This is a genomic window from Ruegeria sp. YTSA135 (genome assembly GCF_059610165.1).
Genome location: NZ_JBXWNC010000013.1, coordinates 102473 through 124225 on the forward strand (window position 1 = coordinate 102473; position 21753 = coordinate 124225).

A 21753-nucleotide genomic window follows, 5' to 3' on the forward strand; every position below is an offset into this window, starting at 1 on the left:
CGGAAAGTTCGACGGGCCGCGCGCCCGTTTTTTTGTGCCCGTTCGAAGGGTAGAGCACCAGATGACAAATGACCTGATAGCCAAGGCAGCCATAGACCGGCGACTCGCGGAAATCATTACGCCCGTGATCGAGGATTTGGGGTACGAGCTTGTCCGCATCCGCTTGATGAGCGGCAAGCAGACCACACTGCAGATCATGGCAGACAAGCCCGATGGTGGCATCGAAGTGGATGATTGCGCCGAGATTTCCAACGCCGTCAGTGCCACTCTGGATGTCGAGGATCCGATCCTTGACGCCTATACGCTTGAGGTTTCCAGCCCCGGCATCGATCGACCCCTGACGCGTCTGAAAGACTTTGAGATGTTCGAAGGGTATGAGGCCAAGATCGAGACTGCCGAACTGATCGATGGCCGCCGCAGATTTAAAGGTGAACTGGCCGGTATCGAAGGGAATGAGGTTCTGATCAACATCCCCGAAGGGAGTGAGACCATCACCATCGGTCTGCAATTTGACTGGCTGAGCGACGCCAAGCTGGTCCTGACTGATGACCTGATCAAGGAAATGCTGCGCCAGCGCAAAGACGCCGGTGCCCTGAACGAAAACGCTTTCGACGAGATTGAGACCGAAGGGTCCGAAGAGGAGACGAACTGATGGCAATCACCTCAGCCAACCAGCTGGAGCTGCTGCAGACCGCCGAGGCCGTGGCCCGCGAAAAGATGATCGACCCCGGTCTGGTTGTCGAAGCGATGGAGGAATCGCTCGCCCGTGCCGCCAAGAGCCGTTACGGCGCGGAAATGGATATCCGTGTCTCCATCGACCGCAAGACTGGCAAGGCGACCTTTACCCGCGTCCGTACAGTGGTCGAGGATGAGGAGCTTGAGAACTATCAGGCCGAGATGACCGTCGAACAGGCGCGCCAGTACATGGAATCGCCCGAAGTTGGTGACGTCTTCGTCGAAGAAGTGCCCCCGGTTGAAATGGGCCGGATTGCTGCCCAGTCCGCCAAGCAGGTGATTCTGCAGAAGGTGCGCGAAGCCGAACGTGATCGTCAGTACGAAGAATTCAAGGATCGCGCGGGCACCATCATCAACGGTGCTGTCAAACGCGAAGAGTTCGGCAATGTCATCGTCGATCTGGGCGGGGCCGAGGCTGTTCTGCGCCGCAACGACAAGATCGGTCGCGAAAGCTATCGCCCGAATGATCGCGTGCGTGCATATATCAAGGAAGTTCGCCGCGAGGTTCGTGGCCACCAGATCTTCCTGTCGCGCACCGCGCCGGAATTCATGGCCGAATTGTTCAAGATGGAAGTGCCGGAAATCTATGATGGCATCATCGAGGTCAAGGCCGTGGCCCGTGACCCCGGTTCGCGCGCCAAGATCGCCGTGATTTCTTATGACGGTTCGATCGACCCTGTCGGTGCCTGCGTTGGTATGCGCGGCAGCCGCGTGCAGGCCGTTGTGAACGAGCTGCAAGGCGAGAAAATCGACATCATTCCCTGGAACGAAGATCAGCCAACCTTCCTGGTGAATGCGCTTCAACCCGCCGAGGTCTCAAAGGTGGTTCTGGACGAAGAAGCCGGCAAAATCGAAGTCGTGGTGCCTGAGGAACAGCTGAGCCTTGCCATCGGTCGCCGCGGTCAAAACGTGCGTCTGGCCAGTCAGTTGACCGGTCTGGACATCGACATCATGACCGAAGCCGAAGAATCGGCACGTCGTCAGAAAGAATTCGAGGCGCGCACCAAGCTATTTATGGATAGCCTGGATCTGGACGAATTCTTTGCGCAACTGCTGGTTTCGGAAGGCTTCACCAACCTCGAAGAGGTGGCCTATGTCGAAATCGAAGAATTGCTTGTGATCGACGGTGTCGACGAAGGGACCGCGCAAGAACTTCAGACCCGTGCGCGAGAGTTTCTGGAAGCACAGGCCAAGGCGGCGCTGGACAGTGCGCGGGCGCTGGGCGCCGAGGATAGCCTTATTGAATTCGAAGGCCTCACACCCCAGATGGTAGAGGCGCTGGCCAAAGACGACGTGAAGACGTTGGAAGACTTCGCAACCTGCGCCGACTGGGAACTGGCTGGCGGCTGGACGACCGTCGACGGTGAGCGGGTCAAAGATGACGGCGTGCTTGAACCTTTCGGTGTTTCTTTGGAAGAAGCGCAGGATTTGGTCATGACCGCACGCATCATGCTAGGCTGGGTTGACCCGGCCGAGTTGGCGCAGACCGAAGAAGATGGCGAGTCTGTAGACGAGGAGGCCGAGGCCTGATTTCAGGTCTCGGGGTAGGCGCATGGGTCGCGGTGGCGTCCATAAAGATCGGTCCGAAGGACCTGAGCGTAAGTGCATCGCCACGGGCGAGGTGCAACCCAAATACGGGTTGATCCGCTTTGTGACGGGGCCGGACGGTCAGGTCTATCCGGATGTCGCGGCGAAGTTGCCGGGGCGCGGGGTCTATGTGTCGGCAGATAGAACGGCCTTGGACAAGGCGGTGGGCAAAAAACTGTTCGCGCGCGGGTTCAAGTCTCAGGTAAATGTGCCTCAGGACTTGGTGGACGAGGTCGAAAAGCAGGTCTCACGCCGTGTGATCGAGTTGTTGAGCCTGGCACGCAAGTCCGGCGATGCGGTCGCCGGATACGAGAAAGTCAAGACGTGGCTGGACCGGGAAGAGGCCCAGGTACTGATTCAGGCCGCTGATGGATCGGGGCGCGGAAAGTCGAAACTCAGCACGCCGCACTTCGGAAAATACATCGGCTGGCTGACGGCGGACGAGTTAGGACAGGCTTTTGGGCGCCAAACCGTGATTCATGCGGCGCTGGCCTCTGGCGGACTCGCCAAACGTGTTGTAGAGGAAGCGCAGCGCCTGCGTGGCTTGCGCGAAACGGATGACGGCGGCAGGGGCCGCGCGGAAGGGTAAGAAGCTTTATGAGCGATAATGACGGCAAAAAGACATTGGGTCTTCGTGGCGGGGCACGCCCCGGAAATGTGAAACAGAGTTTCAGCCACGGACGCACTAAGAATGTCGTGGTGGAAACCAAACGCAAACGCGTGGTGGTCCCCAAGCCGGGTGCTGGAAAGCCGGGCGGCGGAGCTGCGCCCTCGGGCGATCCATCGCGCCGCCCTGCCGGGATTTCCGACGCAGAAATGGCCCGCCGGATGAAGGCGTTGCAGGCCGCCAAAGCGCGCGAGGCTGAAGAAGCCGCCGAGCGTGAAGCGGCAGAGAAAGCGCGTGAAGAAGAACGCGCCCGGCGGCGTGCGGAACAGGAAGCCAAGGAACGCGAACAGCGTGAGGCCGAAGAACGCGCACGCCAAAAGGCAGAAGATGAAGAGCGCAAGCGCAAGGAAGCGGAAGTAGCTGCCCAACGCGCTGCTGCTGCCCCGGCTCCGGAAGAGCCCAAGGCCGCACGCGCCCCGGCCAGCAAACCCGCGCCGGCTGCGGCTCCGCGCAAACAGGACCGCGAACGCGAACAGCGTGGCCGCGGCAAAGGGCGCGATGACAACCGTCGCTCCGGTAAGCTGACACTTGGTCAGGCCACTGGTGGCGAAGGCAACCGTCAACGCTCAATGGCGTCAATGAAGCGCAAGCAGGAGCGTGCGCGCCAGAAAGCCATGGGCGGCCCGGTTGAGCGGGAAAAGGTGATCCGCGACGTTCAGTTGCCTGAGGCGATCATGGTATCGGAACTGGCCAACCGCATGGCCGAGCGTGTGGCAGATGTGGTCAAGTCGCTGATGCAGATGGGTATGATGGTCACGCAGAACCAGACCATCGACGCCGATACCGCCGAGCTAATCATCGAGGAATTCGGCCACAAGGTGACCCGCGTTTCCGATTCGGATGTCGAAGATGTCATCAAAGAGATCGAAGACGACGAAAAAGATCTGCAACCGCGTCCGCCGGTCATTACCATCATGGGTCACGTCGACCACGGTAAGACCTCGTTGTTGGACGCGATCCGCGATGCACGTGTTGTGGCGGGTGAGGCCGGAGGTATTACCCAGCATATCGGTGCCTACCAGGTGAAAACCGATGGAGGTACGACGCTGACTTTCCTGGACACCCCTGGCCACGCGGCCTTTACGTCGATGCGGTCGCGCGGGGCTCAGGTCACGGATATCGTGGTTCTGGTTGTGGCCGCGGACGATGCGGTGATGCCGCAGACCATTGAGGCGATCAACCACGCCAAGGCGGCCGAAGTGCCCATGATCGTGGCGATCAACAAGGTCGACAAACCCGATGCCAACCCGGACAAGGTGCGCACCGATCTGCTGCAGCACGAAGTGATCGTCGAGAAAATGTCGGGTGAGGTTCAGGACGTCGAAGTGTCTGCCATAACCGGTCAGGGTCTGGATGAGCTGTTGGAAGCCATCGCATTGCAGGCCGAGATTCTGGAACTCAAAGCCAATCCGAATCGCGCCGCCCAAGGTGCCGTGATCGAGGCGCAGTTGGATGTGGGCCGTGGTCCCGTGGCCACCGTTCTGGTTCAGAACGGCACGCTGCGTCAGGGCGATATCTTCGTTGTGGGTGAGCAATACGGTAAGGTCCGTGCGCTGATCAACGACAAGGGTGAACGCGTCAACGAAGCTGGCCCCTCGGTTCCTGTCGAGGTTCTGGGTCTCAACGGCACGCCCGAAGCGGGTGACGTTCTGAACGTGACCGGGACCGAGGCTCAGGCCCGTGAAATCGCCGCCTATCGTGAGCAAGCTGCCAAGGACAAGCGCGCCGCAGCCGGGGCCGCGACCACCCTTGAGCAGCTGATGCAGAAGGCCAAGGAAGACGAAAACGTCACCGAGCTGCCGATTCTGATGAAAGCGGACGTACAAGGTTCGGCCGAAGCCATCGTTCAGGCGATGGAAAAGATCGGCAACGACGAAGTGCGTGTACGTGTCCTGCACTCGGGTGTTGGTGCGATCACCGAGACGGATGTTGGTCTGGCCGAAGCCTCGGGTGCGCCGATCTTCGGGTTCAACGTCCGTGCCAACGCATCGGCGCGGAACACCGCGAACCAGAAGGGCGTGGAAATCCGCTATTACTCGGTGATTTATGACCTCGTGGATGACGTGAAAGCAGCCGCTTCTGGCCTGCTAAGCGCCGAAATCCGCGAAAAGTTCATCGGTTACGCCGAGATTCGCGAAGTCTTCAAAGTTACCGGTGTCGGCAAAGTTGCCGGCTGTCTGGTGACCGAAGGTGTTGCCCGCCGCTCGGCTGGCGTCCGCCTGCTGCGCGACAACGTGGTGATTCACGAAGGCACGCTGAAGACGCTGAAGCGTTTCAAGGACGAAGTGAACGAAGTTCAGTCGGGTCAGGAATGCGGTATGGCATTCGAAAATTACGACGACATCCGCGAAGGCGACGTGATCGAAATCTTCGAGCGCGAAGAAGTTACCCGTACGCTGGACTGACCTGAATTTACAAAGAAACGGAAAACAGCGGCTCAATCGAGCCGCTGTTTTTCTTTGGGGCTAGTGCCCGGCGGGAAAAAACGTTTCGGGATGCATGATGATATCGAAATGCTGCATCCCCTTTTTCAGATCGAAACTGACCGAATGGCCGCCCTTTCGTAACAGTTCGGCATAGTCGCGACTTTGGCGGATGAATTCAGGCGTGTCCCGTTCGGCCACTGTTACGTGATAGCGCGGACCGGGGGCAGGAAGGTGCAGGATGGGGGACAGGTCATGCACCTCGACCGGGGTCAATTGTAGCGGGTCGTTGATCGGGGTCAGGCTGATCGGCTCAAGATCATAGACACCGCTGATCAGAATCACATCGCGCACGCGCAAACCGGCCCGGGCGAGCGCATCGGCAGAGGTTGCCATGACCATGGTCGCCAATTGCGCACCGGCGCTGTGTCCTGACAGGGTGATTCTGGATGGATCAAAACCCAAGACGCCCGCGTGTGAGGCCAGCCAAAGAAGCGCATCGCGACACTCGGCAATCATCTGATCCAGCCGTGCATCCGGGGCGAGCGTGTAATTCAGGGTGGCAAAAGACTGTTCGGCTTCGATCAGCGCTGGGGCCATCATGGCGGACTCGCGGTGGCTGAGCGCCTGCCAATAGCCGCCGTGGATAAAAACATGCAGCGGCGCGCCTGTGCCTTTGGCGGGAAAGAAATCCAGAACCTGCGTTGGGGTATCGCCATAGGCTAGGTTCTCTTTCACCTCCATCTGCGTGCGATGCCGGGCGCTGAGCGCGGCGTAACTATCCAGATATGGCGTCAGGTCCCCACCGATCATCGAACGGGGTGAATATTCCTGATCCAGTTCTTCCTGAGAGAACCCGCGGTACAGCATCGCTTACTCCTGCTTGGTATACATCAGTTCGGTGCGCATATCGTAAAGATCATGGAAAAATCGCAAATCCAAGGCCTTACGCAGGAAAGAAACGCCGCTGGACCCGCCCGTGCCGGGTTGGTTGCCGATCACGCGCTCGACCGCTGTAACGTGATCGAACCGCCATCGTTGAAATAGGGATTCCACATCCATCAGTTTTTCGGCAAGCGCATACAGGTCCCAATACTGCTCCGTATCGCGGAACACCTGCACCCACATTTTCACGACGCGCGGATCGCCGGAATAGGGTTGCGCATAGTCGCGTTCCAGAACGTCCCTGGGCACGTCAAACCCTTGGCGGGCCAACATGAACAGCACCTCGTCGTAAAGAGACGGTTTGGTCAAGGCGTCGTTCAGCATCCCCATAACCTCGGCATCATGCTTGTGAACTTTCAGGGTCGAGGGGTCCTTATTGCCCAGAATGAACTCGATCTGACGATAGCCATAGCTTTGAAAACCGGATGAATTCCCCAAGGCGTGCCGAAAGGTCATGTAGTCTGCGGGCGTCATGGTCAGGAGTGTTTCCCACGCCGCGATCAACTGCCGCTGGATCGCTTTGACCCGGTCGAGGTTCTTCATCGCGGGGCCAAAATCGTCCTGTTGCAGAAACCTGCGCACCTCAATCAATTGATGATGCATCAGCTTCAACCAGAGCTCGCTGACCTGGTGGATGATAATGAACAGCATCTCATCCGGCTGCGCGGGGTCTTGAAAAGTTTTTTGCAGGTTCAGCAGCGTCTTGAGTTGCAGGAAATCGCCGTAACTCTTGCGATGGGTTTCGGTGAAATCAGTGACCAGAGTATCTTCGATCCCGCGTTCAAGATAGCGGTCATCCTTGTCGCTCATGTGGCCCTCCAAAACGTCTGTGTCACCCATGTTTAGGGTCTGAGTCTGCACAGCGCCAGAGGCTCAGGTCCAGTCCAAAACCACCTTGCCCGACCGGCCCGATTTCATCGCGGCAAAACCTTCGGCAAAATCGTCGACCTTCATCTGGTGGGTAATGACCCGGTTGACGTCCAGACCATTTTGCAACATGGCAATCATCTTGTACCAAGTCTCGAACATTTCACGGCCATAGACGCCTTTGATCGTGATTGCCTTGAACACGATGCGGGACCAGTCCACCGGCGATTTTCCGGGCGGTATTCCCAGCAGAGCGATCTTTCCGCCCATGACCAAAGCCTCGACCATCTGGTCTAGCGCGACCTGCGCGCCCGACATCTCAAGCCCGACATCGAACCCTTGTTTCATACCCAGTTCGGCGATGACGTCCTCCAGGCCTTCTTTGGACGCGTCCACGGTGCGCACGGTGGGCACCACGTGTTCAGCCAGTTTCAGGCGATCGGGGTTGATATCGGTGATCACCACATGCCGGGCACCGGCGTGGCGCGCAACGGCGGCGGCCATGATACCGATAGGGCCTGCGCCGGTGATCAGGACATCCTCGCCGAGTAAATCAAAGCTAAGCGCGGTGTGAACGGCATTGCCAAGCGGGTCGAGGATTGCGCCAATTTCATCCGGTATGTCGTCCGGCAAGGGCACAACATTGAAAGCAGGCAGTTTCAGATATTGCGCAAACGCGCCCTGTTCGTTTACCCCAATACCCCGCGTTCCGGGATCAAGGTGAAATTTGCCCGAGCGGCTCTGGCGGCTGTCTTTTCCGATCAGGTGCCCCTCGCCCGAGCAGCGCTGACCGATCTCAAGCCCGGTTACGTTGCGCCCTATTTCGACGATCTCACCAGCGAATTCGTGACCGGTGATCATCGGGATGGGCACGGTGGCCGCGGCCCATTCATCCCAATTCCAGATGTGAATGTCGGTTCCGCAAATGCCTGTCTTGTTGATGCGGATCAGAACCTCGTCCGGGCCGATCTCAGGCACCGGAGCCTGCACCATCCACAGTCCTTCTTCGGGCTTGGTCTTTTCCAAGGCTTTCATTGTGTTGGGTCGCATCAGATCACTCGCAAGTCCTTGCCGACCTTGCCGAAAGCGGCAAGTGCCCGGTCCAATTCGTCCTTTGTCAGAGCCGCATTCATCTGAGTTCTGATCCGCGCCTGACCCCGCGGGACAACGGGGAAGAAGAAGCCCGCGACGTAGACCCCTTCATCAAACAACCTGGCTGCCATCTCTTGCGCCAGTGTCGCCTCACCCAGCATCACCGGGATGATCGGGTGTTCGCCGGGCAGCAGGTCAAAGCCCAGCTTTTCCAGCCCCGCGCGCCAGTACTTGGCATTGCCGAACAATTGGGCGCGCAGCATTTCACCTTCTTCGACCAGTCGGATTGCTTCTATACCAGCGGCAACGATGGCTGGCGGCAGTGAATTCGAAAACAGATAGGGCCGCGCCCGCTGTCGCAGCAAGTCGATCACTGGTTGCGGCCCGGCGATATAGCCGCCGATTGCCCCCCCAAGCGCCTTGCCCAAGGTTCCGGTCAGAATGTCTACCTTGACCCCGAAGTGATCCGGCGTGCCAGCGCCGTTTGGTCCCATGAAGCCGGTGGCGTGGCAGTCGTCGACCATGACGATGGCGTCGTATATGTCGGCCAGTTCCCGGATCTTCGGCAGGTTGGCCAGATAGCCGTCCATCGAAAACACACCATCGGTGGCGATCATGATATGCTGTGCCCCGTCTTCGCGCGCCTGTTTCAGCGACGCCTCAAGATCATTCATGTCGTTGTTCTGGTAACGATAGCGTTTGGCCTTGCACAACCGCACCCCGTCGATGATCGAGGCATGGTTCAAACTGTCCGACACGATAGCGTCTTCCGGCCCTAACAAAGGTTCGAACAACCCGCCATTCGCGTCGAAACAAGCGGCAAACAGGATTGCATCGTCCTGTTTCAGGAATTGCGCCAGCTTTTGCTCTAACTCGCGGTGTATGTCCTGCGTGCCGCAGATAAACCTGACCGAAGCCATGCCGAATCCTCTGGGTTCCATCGCGCCCTTCGCGGCGTCGATAAGGGCAGGGTGATCAGCCAGACCAAGGTAGTTATTGGCGCACAGGTTGATAACCTGTTTTTCGCCCACCGTAATTTCACCGCCTTGCGGCGAAGTGATCATCCGCTCGCGTTTATAAAGCCCCTCGGATTCGATCTGTGCGAGTGTGTCCGTGATGTGGGACAGGAATGCATCTGCCATGGCGGTCTCCGTCTCTGTGAGTCGCATGTCTAACATAACGGATTTAATTCCCAAATGGGGGAATTCAGTATATGGGAAAAAAATCCACTAAAACGGATCGCGGCGACCGTCAGGCGTTTTTTACAATCAGGAACACGCGGGCCGGACCCTCAGCCACAATCGAATGCGCCACATCCGCAGCATACCGCGCGGTATCACCCCTTTGCAGGTCGCGGGACGCGCTGCCAGAGGAAACACGAACCGAACCTTCAAGAACTGTCAGTTGTTCCCGTGCGCCGCGCGCATGAGGTTGGCTTAACAAGGCACCATCCGCCTCAAATTGAATATCGTAGACCTCATGCCCACCGGCCTCTTCTGGTGGGGAAAGGATACGAATTCGGCAGTTCCGCCCCATGTTGTCGATGCTGGGCACTTCGGCGTTGCGCAGCACTTCGACCTGATCGGTGGTGTTGGCCTCGTCCAGCAGGCCCGCGAAATCCACCTGCAGGGCACGGGTAAGGTTCCACAGGGTTGAAATGGTCGGGCTGCTTTCGCCACGTTCGATTTGGCTGACCATCGAGCGGGATACTCCGCTCAGGTTTGCTACGGCCTCAAGCGACAGACCTTTGGACCGGCGCGCCTCTTTCAGGCGGGCAGGAAGGCGTGTCAGGATATCGTCGGCATTGTCCGTCATGACGGAATTTCTTGCGTCTTAAGCGGGTGAATGTCAATTCTGTGTGTTACGACACGTTTTGCGCGACAGCCCAATGCTGCAAGTGCATAATCTCGCCGAATCGACAAGGAGTGATCCATGAAAGACATCGTAATTCTAGATGGTGCCCGCACCGCGATTGGAACTTTTGGCGGGGCGCTGGCCTCGACCGCTCCCATCGACCTGGCGACGGTTGCGACCGAAGCTGCGCTGGAACGTTCGGGCGTCGAAGGAGCCCAAATCGGACACGTCGTGTTCGGACATGTGATCAACACCGAACCGCGCGATATGTATCTGTCCCGCGTTGCTGCAATGCAGGCGGGTATTCCCAACGGCACCCCTGCGATGAATGTGAACCGGCTGTGTGGGTCGGGCGCACAGGCGATTGTCTCGGCGACACAGGCCCTGATGCTTGGGGACGCCGAATTCGCCGTTGCCGGTGGCGCGGAAAGCATGTCGCGCAGCCCGTATATCATGCCGCAGGCACGATGGGGGGCGAAGATGGGCGATGTCACGTCGCTCGACATGATGTTGGGCGCGCTGAGCTGTCCGTTTGGCACGGGTCATATGGGCGTCACGGCTGAAAACGTTGCGGACGAACATCAAATCAACCGCGAGCAGATGGATGAATTTGCCCTGACCAGCCAAACCCGCGCGGCAGCGGCAATCGACGCCGGATATTTCGACAGCCAGATCACACCTGTTCAGGTCAAGGTCAAACGCGACATGGTCGACTTCAAGGTCGATGAACACCCAAAGGCTACCACGGTCGAAGCGCTTGCCGGCTTGCGTCCGGTCTTTAAGAAAGACGGCCGCGTAACTGCCGGTAACGCGTCGGGCATCAACGACGGTGCTGCCGCGATGGTTCTTGCAACTGCGGAAGCCGCCGAAAAGGCAGGACTGAAACCCAAGGCGCGTATTCTGGGATATGCGCATGCTGGCGTGCGCCCCGAAGTGATGGGCATCGGCCCGGTCCCTGCAGTGCGGAACCTGATGGACAGAACTGGTTTGTCGGTAGGCGATTTTGATGTGATTGAAAGCAACGAAGCTTTTGCAGCGCAGGCCTTGGCTGTAAACCAAGAGCTTGGGTTGGATGCAGCCAAGGTGAACCCCAATGGCGGTGCGATTGCCTTGGGTCACCCGGTGGGCGCGACTGGGGCGATCATCACGCTTAAAGCGCTTTATGAATTGGAACGTACAGGTGGATCCAAGGGCTTGGTGACCATGTGTATCGGTGGCGGTCAGGGCATTGCCATCGCGATTGAGCGGCTCTGATCAGATACTGATCAAGGGGGCCGCTTGGCCCCCTTTTTCGCGCAACGATTGCGCTGCGCCCATAGTCTCTGTAAGCTTGGTTGATCTTAGCTGAGTGCGTTCAACAACAGGACCAGTGCTGCACCCGCCGCAGCCCCGACAGCAGCCGGCAACACGGTGGACCAGAAGGCCGATTTCTGGGGTTGATCGTTTTGCGTCTGCGCGATCAAGGCGTTTTCGACCAGGCCGGGCAGGCGCGGGCCGAACCGGGCAAGAACCCTTGCGGTTTTACCCAAGTCCTTCAGTGCCGCGCGGGGGCCGATGGATTGCTTGATGTAATCCTCGACCACCGGACGGGCGACCTCCCATATGTTCATGCGTGGATCCAACGAACGAGCGACACCTTCGACCACAACCATGGTGCGTTGCAGCAGGATCAACTCGGTCCGGGTTTCCATGCCAAAACGCTCAGTCACCTCGAAAAGGTAGTTCAGCAGGCGTCCCATCGAGATATGAGAGGCATCCATGCCAAAGATCGGCTCGCCCACCGCGCGCAGGGCACGGGCAAATTCGTCGACATCCTGATTTGCGGGGACGTATCCGGCCTCAAAATGCACCTCGGCCACACGCTTATAGTCGCGGCGGATGAAGCCAAACAATATCTCGGCATAGACCCGACGCGTGTATTCGTCGATATGGCCCATGATGCCATAGTCATAGGCGATGATGTCGCCATTCGCGGCGACCTTCAGATTGCCCTGATGCATGTCTGCATGGAAAAAGCCATCACGCAGCGCGTGCAGCAGGAACAGGCGAAGGACGCGCTCAGCCAGATCGCGGCGATCGTGACCTGCGGCGTCCAGCGCGGCGTTGTCACCCAGCGGAATTCCGTCCGCCCAACTCAGCGTCATCACCCGTCGCGCCGAAAGCGACCACACGATCGGAGGCAGCCAGAACCCGGCATCGTCCTTGGTGTTCGCGGCATATTCCGAAGCGGCAGCGCTTTCCAGGCGCAGGTCAAGCTCGCCCCGCACCACGCCATCAAAATGCTCGATCACATCCATGGGGCGCAAACGGCGGGCACCGGGCGCAAAAAGCTCAATGATCCGGGCGGCGAGGTAGTAGGCGTCGACATCTTTCTTAAAGGCGCGCTCGATCCCGGGGCGCAGCACTTTGACGGCGACATATTCCCCGGTGCTGACCAGCCGCGCCCTGTGTACCTGCGCAATTGAGGCCGCGGCGATTGGTTCGCTGAATTCCTCAAAGACACTTTCGACGGGCTGGCCAAGTTCCTTCTGCACCTCTGCCATGGCTTCGGCGCGCGAAAAGGGCGGCAACTTGTCCTGCAAAACGCGCAGTTGCGCTGCCAGCTCCGCACCTACTACGTCGGGGCGGGTCGAAAGAATTTGGCCGAATTTGATGTATGCCGGGCCAAGCGCGGTCAGCGCCCGCGTGGCGGGCGGCATTTTCGGATCGCCTTTGTAGCCCAGAAACTGAAAGGGTTTGCCCAGTGCATGCGCCACAATGCGCAAGGCGCGCGGGGCTTCGAAAGCATCCAGAACCACATTCATCGCGCCGGTGCGTTCTAACGTGGCGCCTGTCCGGATCAGGCGGATAATGTTGTGGGGGCCGCGCATGCGTCAGATCTTCCAGCCGGAATGCAGCGCGGCGATACCCATGCTGAGGTTGCGGTATTTGGCATTTTCGAAACCAGCGGTGCGGACCATATCCAGAAACGTCTCCTGATCCGGGAACTTGCGGATCGACTCAACAAGATATTGATAACTGTCGTAGTCGTTGGCGATCAGCTTGCCCATCCGGGGGATGACGTTGAAACTGTAAAGATCATAGAGCTTTCGCAGCCCGTCATTCGGCAACTGGCTGAACTCCAGCACCATCAGGCGACCACCGGGTTTAAGAACACGGAACGCTTCGTTCAGTGCCTCTTGCGGGCGGGTCACGTTCCGAATGCCGAAAGAGATCGTGTAGACGTCAAAGCTGTTGTCATCAAACGGCAACGCCATGGCATCGCCAACCACCCAGTTCAGGCTATCGGCCATCTGATCCGCCTCGGCGCGCTGTCGGCCTTCGATCAGCATCGGTTCGGTCAGGTCCAGCACGGTTGCATGGCCATAGCCCGCGCGTTTCAGAAAACGGAACGAGATGTCGCCCGTACCGCCCGCGACGTCCAACAGACGCTGACCGGGGCGCGGGGCCAGCCAATCCATCATCGCGTCTTTCCAGACCCGGTGAATGCCCATCGACATGACATCGTTCATCACATCGTATTTCGAGGCGACTGAGTTGAAAACGCCCTGTACGCGCCCGGCTTTTTCAGCCTCGCGCACGGTTTCGAACCCGAAATGAGTGGTCTTGTCGCTGTTGTCGGACATTTGCCTTGCCGTTTGTCGAATTTCGCCTCTGTTATAGGGCTATACGAACCGGGCACAATGCGGCCCTTTGGATTAGGAGCCATCTAATGCCCGAATTGCCCGAGGTCGAGACAGTAAGACGCGGCCTGAGCCCTGCAATGGAGGGTGTGGTGATCGAACGCGCGGATGTGAATCGCCCCGACCTGCGCTGGCCTTTCCCGGACCGGATGGCCGAGCGGCTGACCGGGCAGCGCGTGGACCGCTTACGGCGGCGGTCCAAGTACATTCTCGCGGATCTCAGCAGCGGTGAAACCTTGCTGATTCATTTGGGCATGTCTGGAAGAATGACGGTATCGGGCGACCCGCTGGGGCAGTTTGCCTTGAAACATCCGATGGCGCAAAGACATGATCACGTCGTGTTTCACATGGCCAATGGCGCCCGCGTGACCTTTAATGATCCGCGCCGGTTCGGAGCGATGGACCTACTGCCGACAGTCACCGCCGACGAACACAAGCTGCTGTCAGTTCTGGGGCCGGAACCCTTGGGCAATGATTTTCACGAACAACACCTGATCGAGTCGTTCAAGGGAAAGAACACTCCGGTCAAATCTGCGCTACTGGATCAGGGAATCGTTGCCGGATTAGGCAATATTTACGTTTGCGAGGCGCTTTATCGCGCCGGTGTGTCGCCACGTCGCAAAGCTAGTCAGATTTCCGCAGCACGCGTGGCATCGCTGGTTCCGATCATCCGTCAGGTCTTGCAGGACGCCATCGAGGCGGGGGGCTCATCCCTGCGTGATTTCCGTCAAGCTGATGGAGAGCTTGGATATTTTCAACACCGCTTTGACGTCTACGGGCGCGAAGGCCAGCCGTGCCGAACCGACGGTTGCGGTGCGGTTATCAGAAGAATCACCCAGTCCGGTCGCTCATCCTTCTATTGCGCGCAATGCCAAAGATAGCTTGATCCAGCGAAATCGCGTGATAAGGAATTGTATCTGAACAGAACAACCGGAAGCTTACATCTCATGGCTTTTGAGACGATCATCGTCGAAATCGAAGACCACGTCGCCCTTATCAAGCTCAACCGCCCAGACGCGCTGAATGCGCTGAACACCCAGCTATTGGCTGAGTTGTGCGATGCGCTTGAAGATGCCGACAAGAACGACAAGGTGCGCTGCATCGTAATCACTGGCTCGGAAAAGGCTTTTGCCGCCGGTGCGGACATCAAGGAGATGTCCGAGATGAGCTTTGTTGATGTTTTCAACATCAATTTGTTTGCTGACGCCAATGACCGTGTGTCAGCGATCCGAAAACCGATTATTGCAGCCGTGGCAGGGTATGCCCTGGGTGGCGGGTGTGAACTAGCCATGCTGTGTGACTTTATCATCGCGGCCGACACGGCCAAGTTCGGACAGCCCGAGATCAATCTGGGCGTTATTGCCGGGCTGGGCGGATCGCAACGCCTGACGCGTTTTGTCGGCAAATCCAAATCGATGGACATGAACCTGACCGGCCGTTTCATGGATGCAGAAGAAGCCGAACGCGCCGGACTGGTCAGCCGTGTCGTTCCTGCAAAAAAGCTGATGGAAGAGGCTATCGGCGCCGCGCAGAAAATCGCGGAGAAATCACAGCTAAGCGCAATGGCCGCGAAAGAGGCTGTGAACCGCAGCTACGAAGTGACGTTAAGCGAAGGTCTGCTGTTTGAACGCCGTGTCTTCCATTCGATGTTCGCGACGGAAGATCAGAAAGAAGGCATGGCCGCGTTCCTGGAAAAACGCGCGGCACAGTTCCGCGACAAGTAAACGCGCAACGAATTAAGAAAGGCGGGCCCGATCCGCCATTTCTTTGGTCGCTATGCGCGAATGAAGAATCGGCTTGGCAAAATCTGAAAACTTGGATAACTAGCGCCGCATACATGCGCGTGCGGCCCGCTTGGCCCGACTCACACTCGTGATTCTGATCCGGTGCGGATATTCCGTGGCGCGCAACCCTAGATAACCGTACCGAACGAAGGTCAGAAACACATGGCAAACTCACCTCAGGCCAAAAAACGCGCTCGTCAGAACGAGAAGCGTTTTGCAATCAACAAAGCACGCCGGTCGCGCATCCGCACCTACCTGCGCAAAGTCGAAGAAGCGATCGCATCCGGCGATAAAGAGGCCGCAACCGCAGCCCTGCGCGTAGCCCAGCCTGAACTGATGCGCGGCGTCACCAAGGGCGTCTTCCACAAGAACACTGCGTCGCGAAAAATGTCGCGCCTGTCGGCCCGCGTCAAGGCGCTCGGCTGATATGTTGAGTTGACCTAGGGTCAACAAAACAACGCTATACTCCTTTTAAAGGCGTCACTTCACGTGGCGCCTTTTCGCTGCTGTTGCCGGAAAGCCGCGCCTTAATAAAGCCGAGAGATTCGTTCGACCAAACATCCGAGTCAATATCAGAGTTTCGTTGCCGTACACCGCGACCTGTTGTTACCACTGTTACAGCGACTCACTCGCTTGGGGGGACAGGCTGTTTCATTGATCATACTGACGGGCATCAGGATGGTCGTGAAACAATTGTCGGAAAACGATGAAGATCGTTTTTCCGATCTGCTAATGGTCTTGGGATTTCCAAAGACTTGAGCCCTGTCGACAAAATTGATTGCGAAGCGCACCTCTGTTCAGGGGGCGACCCGGTTTTTTTGGGTGCCTGTGTATCAGGCCTTGCTGAATATGAAGGACAGGCCCGCCAAATCTGTGTGGTTTGGTGAACGCGACCCCTTTTGCGAGTGAAAGCAAAAGAACCGGGCAACCGGGATTGAGAAATAAGGCCGACAGGCCAATAAAGAATGGGATGCGTGAGGCGCGTAATGACACAAGAGAAATGGGGACAACTGCGTAGCAAGCTGCTCAAGGCGATCGGAAAAAACAACTATACCACCTGGATCGAACCTCTTGAATTTCAGGAGCTTCAGGATGGCGTTGCGACATTCTCGGTTCCGACGAACTTCATGGGCAATTACGTCAGTCAGAATTTCGCGGACTTGATTCTGTATGAAATGAACACTGCGGGGGAATCGGTTCAGCGGCTCGCATTTCGTGTGGCGGCTAACTCACCGGTGCGGCCGTCCAACGAACACGAGGGCGACTCTGCTGACGCCCGGAAAACGCCGCAGAGCCAACCGCTGTCGCAGCAGGCCGAGCCTGCGCAGGATGCGTTGGAATCGCTTCAGGCCGCGCCGCTGGACGCCCGTTTTACCTTTGATAGTTTCGTGGTCGGCAAACCCAACGAACTTGCTCATGCAGCCGCGCGCCGTGTTTCAGAAGGCGGCCCCGTTACATTTAACCCACTGGTTCTTTATGGCGGTGTCGGTCTTGGTAAAACGCACCTGATGCACGCCATCGCGTGGGAACTGAAGAACAAACGACCCGAATTGAATGTTCTTTACCTTTCGGCAGAACAGTTCATGTACCGTTTTGTTCAGGCCTTGCGCGAACGCCGGATGATGGATTTCAAACATTTGTTCCGTTCTGTCGATGTACTTATGGTCGATGATGTGCAATTCATCGCCGGCAAGGATTCGACCCAGGAAGAGTTTTTTCACACCTTCAATGCACTGGTGGATCAGAACAAGCAGATCATCATTTCCGCCGACCGCGCCCCGGGTGAGATCAAGGACCTGGAAGAGCGTGTAAAGTCGCGTCTGCAATGTGGTCTTGTCGTGGACCTGCACCCTACGGATTACGAACTGCGTCTGGGCATTCTGCAAAACAAGGTACAGCAATACAGCAGCACATATCCCGACCTGACCATTGCCGATGGTGTGTTGGAATTCCTTGCGCATCGTATTTCGACCAATGTTCGTGTGCTGGAAGGCGCGCTGACCCGGCTGTTCGCTTTTGCCTCTCTGGTGGGGCGCGAGATCGATATGGAGTTGACGCAGGATTGTCTGGCGGATGTGCTGCGCGCCTCGGAGCGTAAAATCACGGTTGAAGAAATTCAGCGCAAAGTGTCGGACTACTACAACATCCGCCTGTCCGATATTATCGGGCCGAAACGCCTGCGGTCTTATGCGCGCCCGCGTCAGGTGGCGATGTATCTGTGCAAGCAGTTGACCAGCCGGTCCCTGCCCGAGATCGGCCGCCGCTTTGGCGGGCGCGATCACACAACCGTCATGCACGGGGTCAAACGCATTGAAGAGCTGAAAGTCACCGATGGCCAGATCGCCGAAGACGTGGAAATGCTGCGTCGCGCGCTGGAAGCCTGAGGTTTTTCTAACCGCTTGAGAAGCGCCCCGGACCTTTGTGCCCGGGGTGTTTTCTTGTGCGCTTTTATCCACGGTTGCCAAGGAACTGTGCCCGCAGGGCAACGCGCCTCTTGACGCTTTGGATGTTCCAACCCAGAAAACCGTAAAAAATCCTTGTGCCTCAGGGCGGAACCGCTAACGTGCCAGTCCCGCCTGTTTCGGCACGCAAGTCAGAGGAATTGAGGGTATGAAGATCAGCATCGAACGCGGCACCCTTCTCAAGGCCGTTTCGCAGGCCCAATCCGTTGTGGAACGTCGCAACACCATTCCGATCCTTGCCAATGTGTTGATCGAAGCCGAAGGCGACCAGGTCCAGTTCCGCGCCACTGATCTGGATATCGAAGTGGTCGACAAGGCCCCGGCGCAGGTTGAAAAGGCCGGTGCGACGACCGTGGCCGCGACAACCCTGCACGAAATTGTGCGCAAACTTCCCGATGGGGCGCTGGTCACCCTGACGGCCGACAGCGCCGCGGGGCGTCTGACGGTTGAGGCGGGGCGCTCAAACTTCTCGCTGGCGACGCTGCCGAAAGAAGATTTCCCGGTGATGGCGTCCTCGGAATACCAGTCAAACTTTACCGCGCCGGCAGCTTTGCTGCGTCGGCTGTTCGACAAATCGAAATTTGCCATTTCGACCGAAGAGACCCGGTATTATCTGAATGGCGTCTACATGCATGTGGCAGACGGGTCGGATGGTGGCAAAGTGCTGCGATGCGTGGCCACCGATGGCCACCGGCTTGCCCGTATTGACGCGGATCTGCCTGATGGCGCGGCGGGTATGCCCGGTGTGATCGTGCCCCGCAAAACAGTGGGTGAAATGCGCAAACTGTTGGACGATGATGATATGGATATCGCCGTTTCGGTCAGCGAAACCAAGGTACGGTTTGCAACGCCAGATATTACCCTGACCTCGAAAGTGATCGACGGAACATTCCCTGACTACACCCGTGTGATTCCACAGGGGAACACGCGTCAGTTAGAGGTGGATGCCGCCGAATTCGCGCAAGCGGTGGATCGCGTCGCGACCGTTTCGTCCGAGCGGTCCCGCGCTGTAAAGCTGCAATTGGACTCAGATAAACTGGTGTTGTCGGTCAACGCCCCCGACAGTGGCGCGGCCGAGGAAGAGCTGGCTGTGGCTTACGGTGATGAGCGGTTGGAAATCGGGTTTAACGCGAAATACCTGCTTGAAATCGCATCGCAGGTTGACCGCGAGAACGCGGTGTTCCTGTTTAACTCGGCTGGTGATCCAACACTGATGCGCGAAGGCAACGATCAAAGCGCGGTCTACGTTGTTATGCCGATGCGCGTCTGATCGATCCCTCGGGGTGGTCTTTAACGAAGGGGAGGGGTCATGACTTTGGCCCTGACCGAGCTTACGGTCTCGCATTTTCGGTCCCATAAACTGGCGCGCTTGTCTCTGGATGGACGCCCCGTCGCGATTCATGGGCCGAACGGAGCCGGAAAGACGAATATTCTTGAAGCGGTGTCGCTGTTTTCACCTGGGCGCGGCATGCGGCGGGCAAGCGCGGCTGAGATGACCCGCAGGCCCGAAGCGCTGGGGTGGAAATTGACCGGGCTGCTGCAAGTGCAAAGGCGGAGCTACGAGGTCGAAACCTGGTCCGAGGGTGGAGCAGCCCGACAGGTTCGGATTGATGGCAAGGCTTCAAGTCAGATCGATCTGGGGAAACTGGCCCGAATTGTCTGGCTTATCCCCTCAATGGATCGGCTGTGGATCGAAGGGGCCGAAGGGCGGCGACGGTTTCTGGATCGCATGGCGTTGAGTTTTGATCCCGCGCATGCCGAGGCGTCTTTGACGTACGAAAAAGCCATGCGGGAACGCAACCGTTTGCTGAAAGAGCAGGTGCGCGACGCCCATTGGTACGCGGCGCTGGAAGGCCAGATGGCCGAGACAGGACACCGGATTCACGCCGCCCGTTTGGCGGCGCTGGATCATCTGCGCACGGCTCAGGAACAGGCTGAGACTGCATTCCCCTCGGCGGATTTGGAATTGGTGCAGACAGAGGGTGCAATGCCAGAGAGCGCTGAAGACTTGCGCGAGGCGCTGAACGAAAGTCGATTTCGCGATTTGGCAGCGGGTCGCACGCTGGTCGGTCCACATCGGTCCGACCTGTATGGGGTGTTTGCGGCTAAGGGTGTGCCCGCCAAGGATTGCTCGACCGGAGAGCAAAAGGCGCTGCTTGTTTCACTGATCCTGTCAAATGCGCGGGCACTGGCCGGAATGGTTGGGTCGCCCCCGATCGTTTTGTTGGACGAGGTCGCTGCCCATCTGGATGCGGCGCGGCGCGCGGCGCTTTATGATGAGATCTGCGCGCTGGGCGCTCAGGCCTGGATGACGGGCACCGGGCCTGAACTGTTCGCGGAATTGGGCGACAGGGCCCAATCGCTAGTTGTGACCGAAGGCACAGACGGCTCGGTCGTGACTAATTAGGCGGGTTCGTTGACCTTACGTTCCCACAGGAAGCCGCGCATGACTTCGTCAACCGGTGTTTTTGCCATGTGGTTCACGTAGTTTGACATGGTTTTTTGCGCCAGACCCAGAACTACGTCCAGAACAGCGCGGTGCGAGTAACCGGCGTCAAAGAATGCTTGCAGTTGTTCTTCGCTGGGGTTGCCGCGTGTGTGCATCATCTGCAGCGTGAAAGTGCGTAATGCTTCGAGCTTGGCGTTCGGCAGTGGGGTTTCGTTGCGCAGCGCTTCGGTGATGTCGTCCGAGATCTTCATCATTTTGGCGATGCCCGTGTGCGCGGGCACGCAGTAGTGGCATTCGTTCTCCACGTTGATGGTCTGCCAGACGACGGTTTTCTCATCGTTGTCGAAATCCGTTTGCAGGAACAGGTGGTGCAGTACCTGGTAGCCTTCCAGATGCTGGGGGCTTTCGGCCATCACTTTGTGCAGGCCGGGAAGACGGCCAAAAGCGGCTTGGGATTTTTCCAGCAAAGGTTTGGACCCTTCCGGGGCGGTTTCGAGGTCATGCGAGGGGAAATCAGCCATGTCGGAACTCCTTTTTTGGCGTATGGCGCATAAATAGGCTTTCTTGAGTGATCACTCAAGTATATATTTGAGCAAACGTTCAAGAATTGTAATAGACGATGCCTCGCAAACCGACCTATGACCGAGACGCGCTGATCGCCAAAGCCCGTGACATTTTCTGGCGTCATGGCTGGGCGGGTACATCGTTGAAAGACCTGGAGCGTGAGCTGAAGCTGAATCCAGGTAGCATTTATGCCGCCTTCGGATCGAAGGATGCGCTTTATGCGTTGGCTCTGAAACGCTACGCGCAGGATGGGTTTGCGAACATAATGGCCTTGTCGCAGGAGCTTGGCCCGTTGGGGGCGCTCAAAGCGCAGCCGCGTTTGGTGGTTGAGGCGTCAGGCCTGCCGACCAAAGCCTGCATGCTGTCCAAGACCTATGCCGAGTTACAGGCCAGAAATCATGATCTGGCAGATCAGGCGCGCGCGCATATGGTCGAAATGAAGTCTTGTTTTGCGGACCTGTTTCGCAGCGCCCAAGCGGCTGGAGAAATCAGCCCGGAACATGACCCAGATCGTCTTGCAGCCCGATACCAATCCGACCTTCTGGGCCTGAGGTTGTCTGCCGAGCGCGATGATGTAAACGCGTCAGAAATCGCCGTTGATATTGCGGAAGACCTCGACCGGCTATGATCCGCAAGGACCA

The 21753-nt window shown here is 57.9% G+C and carries 20 protein-coding genes; 12 read left to right on the forward strand and 8 right to left on the reverse strand.

Going from position 1 to position 21753, the window contains the following annotated elements; translation table 11 throughout:
* The first annotated feature begins 61 nt into the window (after positions 1-61).
* From rimP to infB, 4 genes are read left to right on the forward strand one after another with little or no spacing between them, the layout of a single operon-like run.
* Positions 62-652, forward strand: coding sequence for a ribosome maturation factor RimP (gene rimP, locus AC2FIT_RS16550; RefSeq protein ID WP_068338578.1), 591 nt, complete (start codon positions 62-64; stop codon positions 650-652).
* Positions 652-2265, forward strand: coding sequence for a transcription termination factor NusA (nusA, locus tag AC2FIT_RS16555; RefSeq protein ID WP_496831135.1), 1614 nt, complete (start codon positions 652-654; stop codon positions 2263-2265). Before rimP ends, nusA begins: the two co-directional genes overlap by 1 nt.
* A 22-nt stretch (positions 2266-2287) precedes the next feature.
* Positions 2288-2911: an RNA-binding protein gene (locus AC2FIT_RS16560; protein ID WP_068338584.1), complete on the forward strand. Its 624-nt coding sequence runs from the start codon at positions 2288-2290 to the stop codon at positions 2909-2911.
* Between the two features lie 8 nt (positions 2912-2919).
* Positions 2920-5394: a translation initiation factor IF-2 gene (gene infB, locus AC2FIT_RS16565; RefSeq protein WP_496831136.1), complete on the forward strand. Its 2475-nt coding sequence runs from the start codon at positions 2920-2922 to the stop codon at positions 5392-5394.
* A 60-nt stretch (positions 5395-5454) separates the two neighbouring features.
* On the opposite strand, the gene AC2FIT_RS16570 is transcribed toward infB, so the two are convergent.
* From AC2FIT_RS16570 to AC2FIT_RS16590, 5 genes are all read right to left on the reverse strand, one after another.
* The gene (locus tag AC2FIT_RS16570; protein WP_496831137.1) at positions 5455-6282 is read right to left on the reverse strand and encodes an alpha/beta hydrolase; all 828 of its coding nucleotides are present in this window, start codon (positions 6280-6282) and stop codon (positions 5455-5457) included.
* A gap of 3 nt (positions 6283-6285) precedes the next feature.
* Entirely contained in the window at positions 6286-7167 is an 882-nt protein-coding gene (locus AC2FIT_RS16575; RefSeq protein ID WP_496831138.1) for a tryptophan 2,3-dioxygenase, read from the reverse strand.
* Between the two features lie 63 nt (positions 7168-7230).
* On the reverse strand, positions 7231-8259 hold the full coding sequence (gene tdh / locus AC2FIT_RS16580; protein ID WP_496831161.1) for an L-threonine 3-dehydrogenase: 1029 nt from the start codon (positions 8257-8259) through the stop codon (positions 7231-7233).
* Positions 8260-8273: 14 nt separating this feature from the next.
* The gene (locus AC2FIT_RS16585; RefSeq protein WP_496831139.1) at positions 8274-9458 is read right to left on the reverse strand and encodes a glycine C-acetyltransferase; all 1185 of its coding nucleotides are present in this window, start codon (positions 9456-9458) and stop codon (positions 8274-8276) included.
* Positions 9459-9567: 109 nt separating this feature from the next.
* A complete protein-coding gene (locus AC2FIT_RS16590) occupies positions 9568-10131 on the reverse strand; it encodes a helix-turn-helix domain-containing protein (protein ID WP_496831140.1) in 564 nt (187 codons plus the stop codon).
* Positions 10132-10248: 117 nt separating this feature from the next.
* Here AC2FIT_RS16590 and AC2FIT_RS16595 point away from each other — a divergent pair, with 117 nt between their 5' ends.
* Positions 10249-11424, forward strand: coding sequence for an acetyl-CoA C-acyltransferase family protein (locus AC2FIT_RS16595; protein WP_496831141.1), 1176 nt, complete (start codon positions 10249-10251; stop codon positions 11422-11424).
* A gap of 86 nt (positions 11425-11510) precedes the next feature.
* Here AC2FIT_RS16595 and ubiB read toward each other — a convergent pair whose 3' ends face one another.
* Both ubiB and ubiE read right to left on the reverse strand, forming a co-directional pair.
* Positions 11511-13040, reverse strand: a complete 1530-nt coding sequence (gene ubiB, locus AC2FIT_RS16600; protein ID WP_496831142.1) for a 2-polyprenylphenol 6-hydroxylase — start codon at positions 13038-13040, stop codon at positions 11511-11513.
* A 3-nt stretch (positions 13041-13043) separates the two neighbouring features.
* Complete coding sequence (gene ubiE / locus AC2FIT_RS16605) at positions 13044-13796, reverse strand: bifunctional demethylmenaquinone methyltransferase/2-methoxy-6-polyprenyl-1,4-benzoquinol methylase UbiE (protein WP_496831143.1); 753 nt, start codon at positions 13794-13796, stop codon at positions 13044-13046.
* Positions 13797-13882: 86 nt separating this feature from the next.
* Between ubiE and mutM the strand changes: the two genes are divergently transcribed.
* The 6 genes from mutM (at position 13883) to recF (ending at position 20506) form a co-directional block, all read left to right on the forward strand.
* Positions 13883-14734, forward strand: coding sequence for a bifunctional DNA-formamidopyrimidine glycosylase/DNA-(apurinic or apyrimidinic site) lyase (gene mutM / locus AC2FIT_RS16610; protein ID WP_496831144.1), 852 nt, complete (start codon positions 13883-13885; stop codon positions 14732-14734).
* 66 nt (positions 14735-14800) lie between these two features.
* A complete protein-coding gene (gene acuK, locus AC2FIT_RS16615) occupies positions 14801-15577 on the forward strand; it encodes an acryloyl-CoA hydratase (RefSeq protein WP_068338614.1) in 777 nt (258 codons plus the stop codon).
* Between the two features lie 222 nt (positions 15578-15799).
* The gene (rpsT, locus tag AC2FIT_RS16620) at positions 15800-16063 is read left to right on the forward strand and encodes a 30S ribosomal protein S20 (RefSeq protein WP_496831145.1); all 264 of its coding nucleotides are present in this window, start codon (positions 15800-15802) and stop codon (positions 16061-16063) included.
* A 560-nt stretch (positions 16064-16623) separates the two neighbouring features.
* On the forward strand, positions 16624-18021 hold the full coding sequence (gene dnaA / locus AC2FIT_RS16625; RefSeq protein ID WP_496831146.1) for a chromosomal replication initiator protein DnaA: 1398 nt from the start codon (positions 16624-16626) through the stop codon (positions 18019-18021).
* 226 nt (positions 18022-18247) lie between these two features.
* Positions 18248-19369, forward strand: a complete 1122-nt coding sequence (gene dnaN / locus AC2FIT_RS16630; RefSeq protein ID WP_496831147.1) for a DNA polymerase III subunit beta — start codon at positions 18248-18250, stop codon at positions 19367-19369.
* Between the two features lie 39 nt (positions 19370-19408).
* Entirely contained in the window at positions 19409-20506 is a 1098-nt protein-coding gene (recF, locus tag AC2FIT_RS16635) for a DNA replication/repair protein RecF (RefSeq protein WP_496831148.1), read from the forward strand.
* Here the strand turns inward: recF and AC2FIT_RS16640 are convergent.
* On the reverse strand, positions 20503-21069 hold the full coding sequence (locus tag AC2FIT_RS16640) for a carboxymuconolactone decarboxylase family protein (RefSeq protein ID WP_068338629.1): 567 nt from the start codon (positions 21067-21069) through the stop codon (positions 20503-20505). The genes recF and AC2FIT_RS16640 overlap by 4 nt on opposite strands.
* A 98-nt stretch (positions 21070-21167) precedes the next feature.
* Between AC2FIT_RS16640 and AC2FIT_RS16645 the strand changes: the two genes are divergently transcribed.
* The gene (locus tag AC2FIT_RS16645) at positions 21168-21740 is read left to right on the forward strand and encodes a TetR/AcrR family transcriptional regulator (RefSeq protein ID WP_496831149.1); all 573 of its coding nucleotides are present in this window, start codon (positions 21168-21170) and stop codon (positions 21738-21740) included.
* Positions 21741-21753: the final 13 nt, after the last annotated feature.

What these genes read in the sequence shown, in the direction of transcription:
- rimP (WP_068338578.1), top strand. Translation starts at nt 62, where the DNA reads ATGACAAATGACCTGATAGCCAAGGCAGCCATAGACCGGCGACTCGCG.
- nusA (WP_496831135.1), top strand. Translation starts at nt 652, where the DNA reads ATGGCAATCACCTCAGCCAACCAGCTGGAGCTGCTGCAGACCGCCGAG.
- AC2FIT_RS16560 (WP_068338584.1), top strand. Translation starts at nt 2,288, where the DNA reads ATGGGTCGCGGTGGCGTCCATAAAGATCGGTCCGAAGGACCTGAGCGT.
- infB (WP_496831136.1), top strand. Translation starts at nt 2,920, where the DNA reads ATGAGCGATAATGACGGCAAAAAGACATTGGGTCTTCGTGGCGGGGCA.
- AC2FIT_RS16570 (WP_496831137.1), bottom strand. Translation starts at nt 6,282, where the DNA reads ATGCTGTACCGCGGGTTCTCTCAGGAAGAACTGGATCAGGAATATTCA.
- AC2FIT_RS16575 (WP_496831138.1), bottom strand. Translation starts at nt 7,167, where the DNA reads ATGAGCGACAAGGATGACCGCTATCTTGAACGCGGGATCGAAGATACT.
- tdh (WP_496831161.1), bottom strand. Translation starts at nt 8,259, where the DNA reads ATGAAAGCCTTGGAAAAGACCAAGCCCGAAGAAGGACTGTGGATGGTG.
- AC2FIT_RS16585 (WP_496831139.1), bottom strand. Translation starts at nt 9,458, where the DNA reads ATGGCAGATGCATTCCTGTCCCACATCACGGACACACTCGCACAGATC.
- AC2FIT_RS16590 (WP_496831140.1), bottom strand. Translation starts at nt 10,131, where the DNA reads ATGACGGACAATGCCGACGATATCCTGACACGCCTTCCTGCCCGCCTG.
- AC2FIT_RS16595 (WP_496831141.1), top strand. Translation starts at nt 10,249, where the DNA reads ATGAAAGACATCGTAATTCTAGATGGTGCCCGCACCGCGATTGGAACT.
- ubiB (WP_496831142.1), bottom strand. Translation starts at nt 13,040, where the DNA reads ATGCGCGGCCCCCACAACATTATCCGCCTGATCCGGACAGGCGCCACG.
- ubiE (WP_496831143.1), bottom strand. Translation starts at nt 13,796, where the DNA reads ATGTCCGACAACAGCGACAAGACCACTCATTTCGGGTTCGAAACCGTG.
- mutM (WP_496831144.1), top strand. Translation starts at nt 13,883, where the DNA reads ATGCCCGAATTGCCCGAGGTCGAGACAGTAAGACGCGGCCTGAGCCCT.
- acuK (WP_068338614.1), top strand. Translation starts at nt 14,801, where the DNA reads ATGGCTTTTGAGACGATCATCGTCGAAATCGAAGACCACGTCGCCCTT.
- rpsT (WP_496831145.1), top strand. Translation starts at nt 15,800, where the DNA reads ATGGCAAACTCACCTCAGGCCAAAAAACGCGCTCGTCAGAACGAGAAG.
- dnaA (WP_496831146.1), top strand. Translation starts at nt 16,624, where the DNA reads ATGACACAAGAGAAATGGGGACAACTGCGTAGCAAGCTGCTCAAGGCG.
- dnaN (WP_496831147.1), top strand. Translation starts at nt 18,248, where the DNA reads ATGAAGATCAGCATCGAACGCGGCACCCTTCTCAAGGCCGTTTCGCAG.
- recF (WP_496831148.1), top strand. Translation starts at nt 19,409, where the DNA reads ATGACTTTGGCCCTGACCGAGCTTACGGTCTCGCATTTTCGGTCCCAT.
- AC2FIT_RS16640 (WP_068338629.1), bottom strand. Translation starts at nt 21,069, where the DNA reads ATGGCTGATTTCCCCTCGCATGACCTCGAAACCGCCCCGGAAGGGTCC.
- AC2FIT_RS16645 (WP_496831149.1), top strand. Translation starts at nt 21,168, where the DNA reads ATGCCTCGCAAACCGACCTATGACCGAGACGCGCTGATCGCCAAAGCC.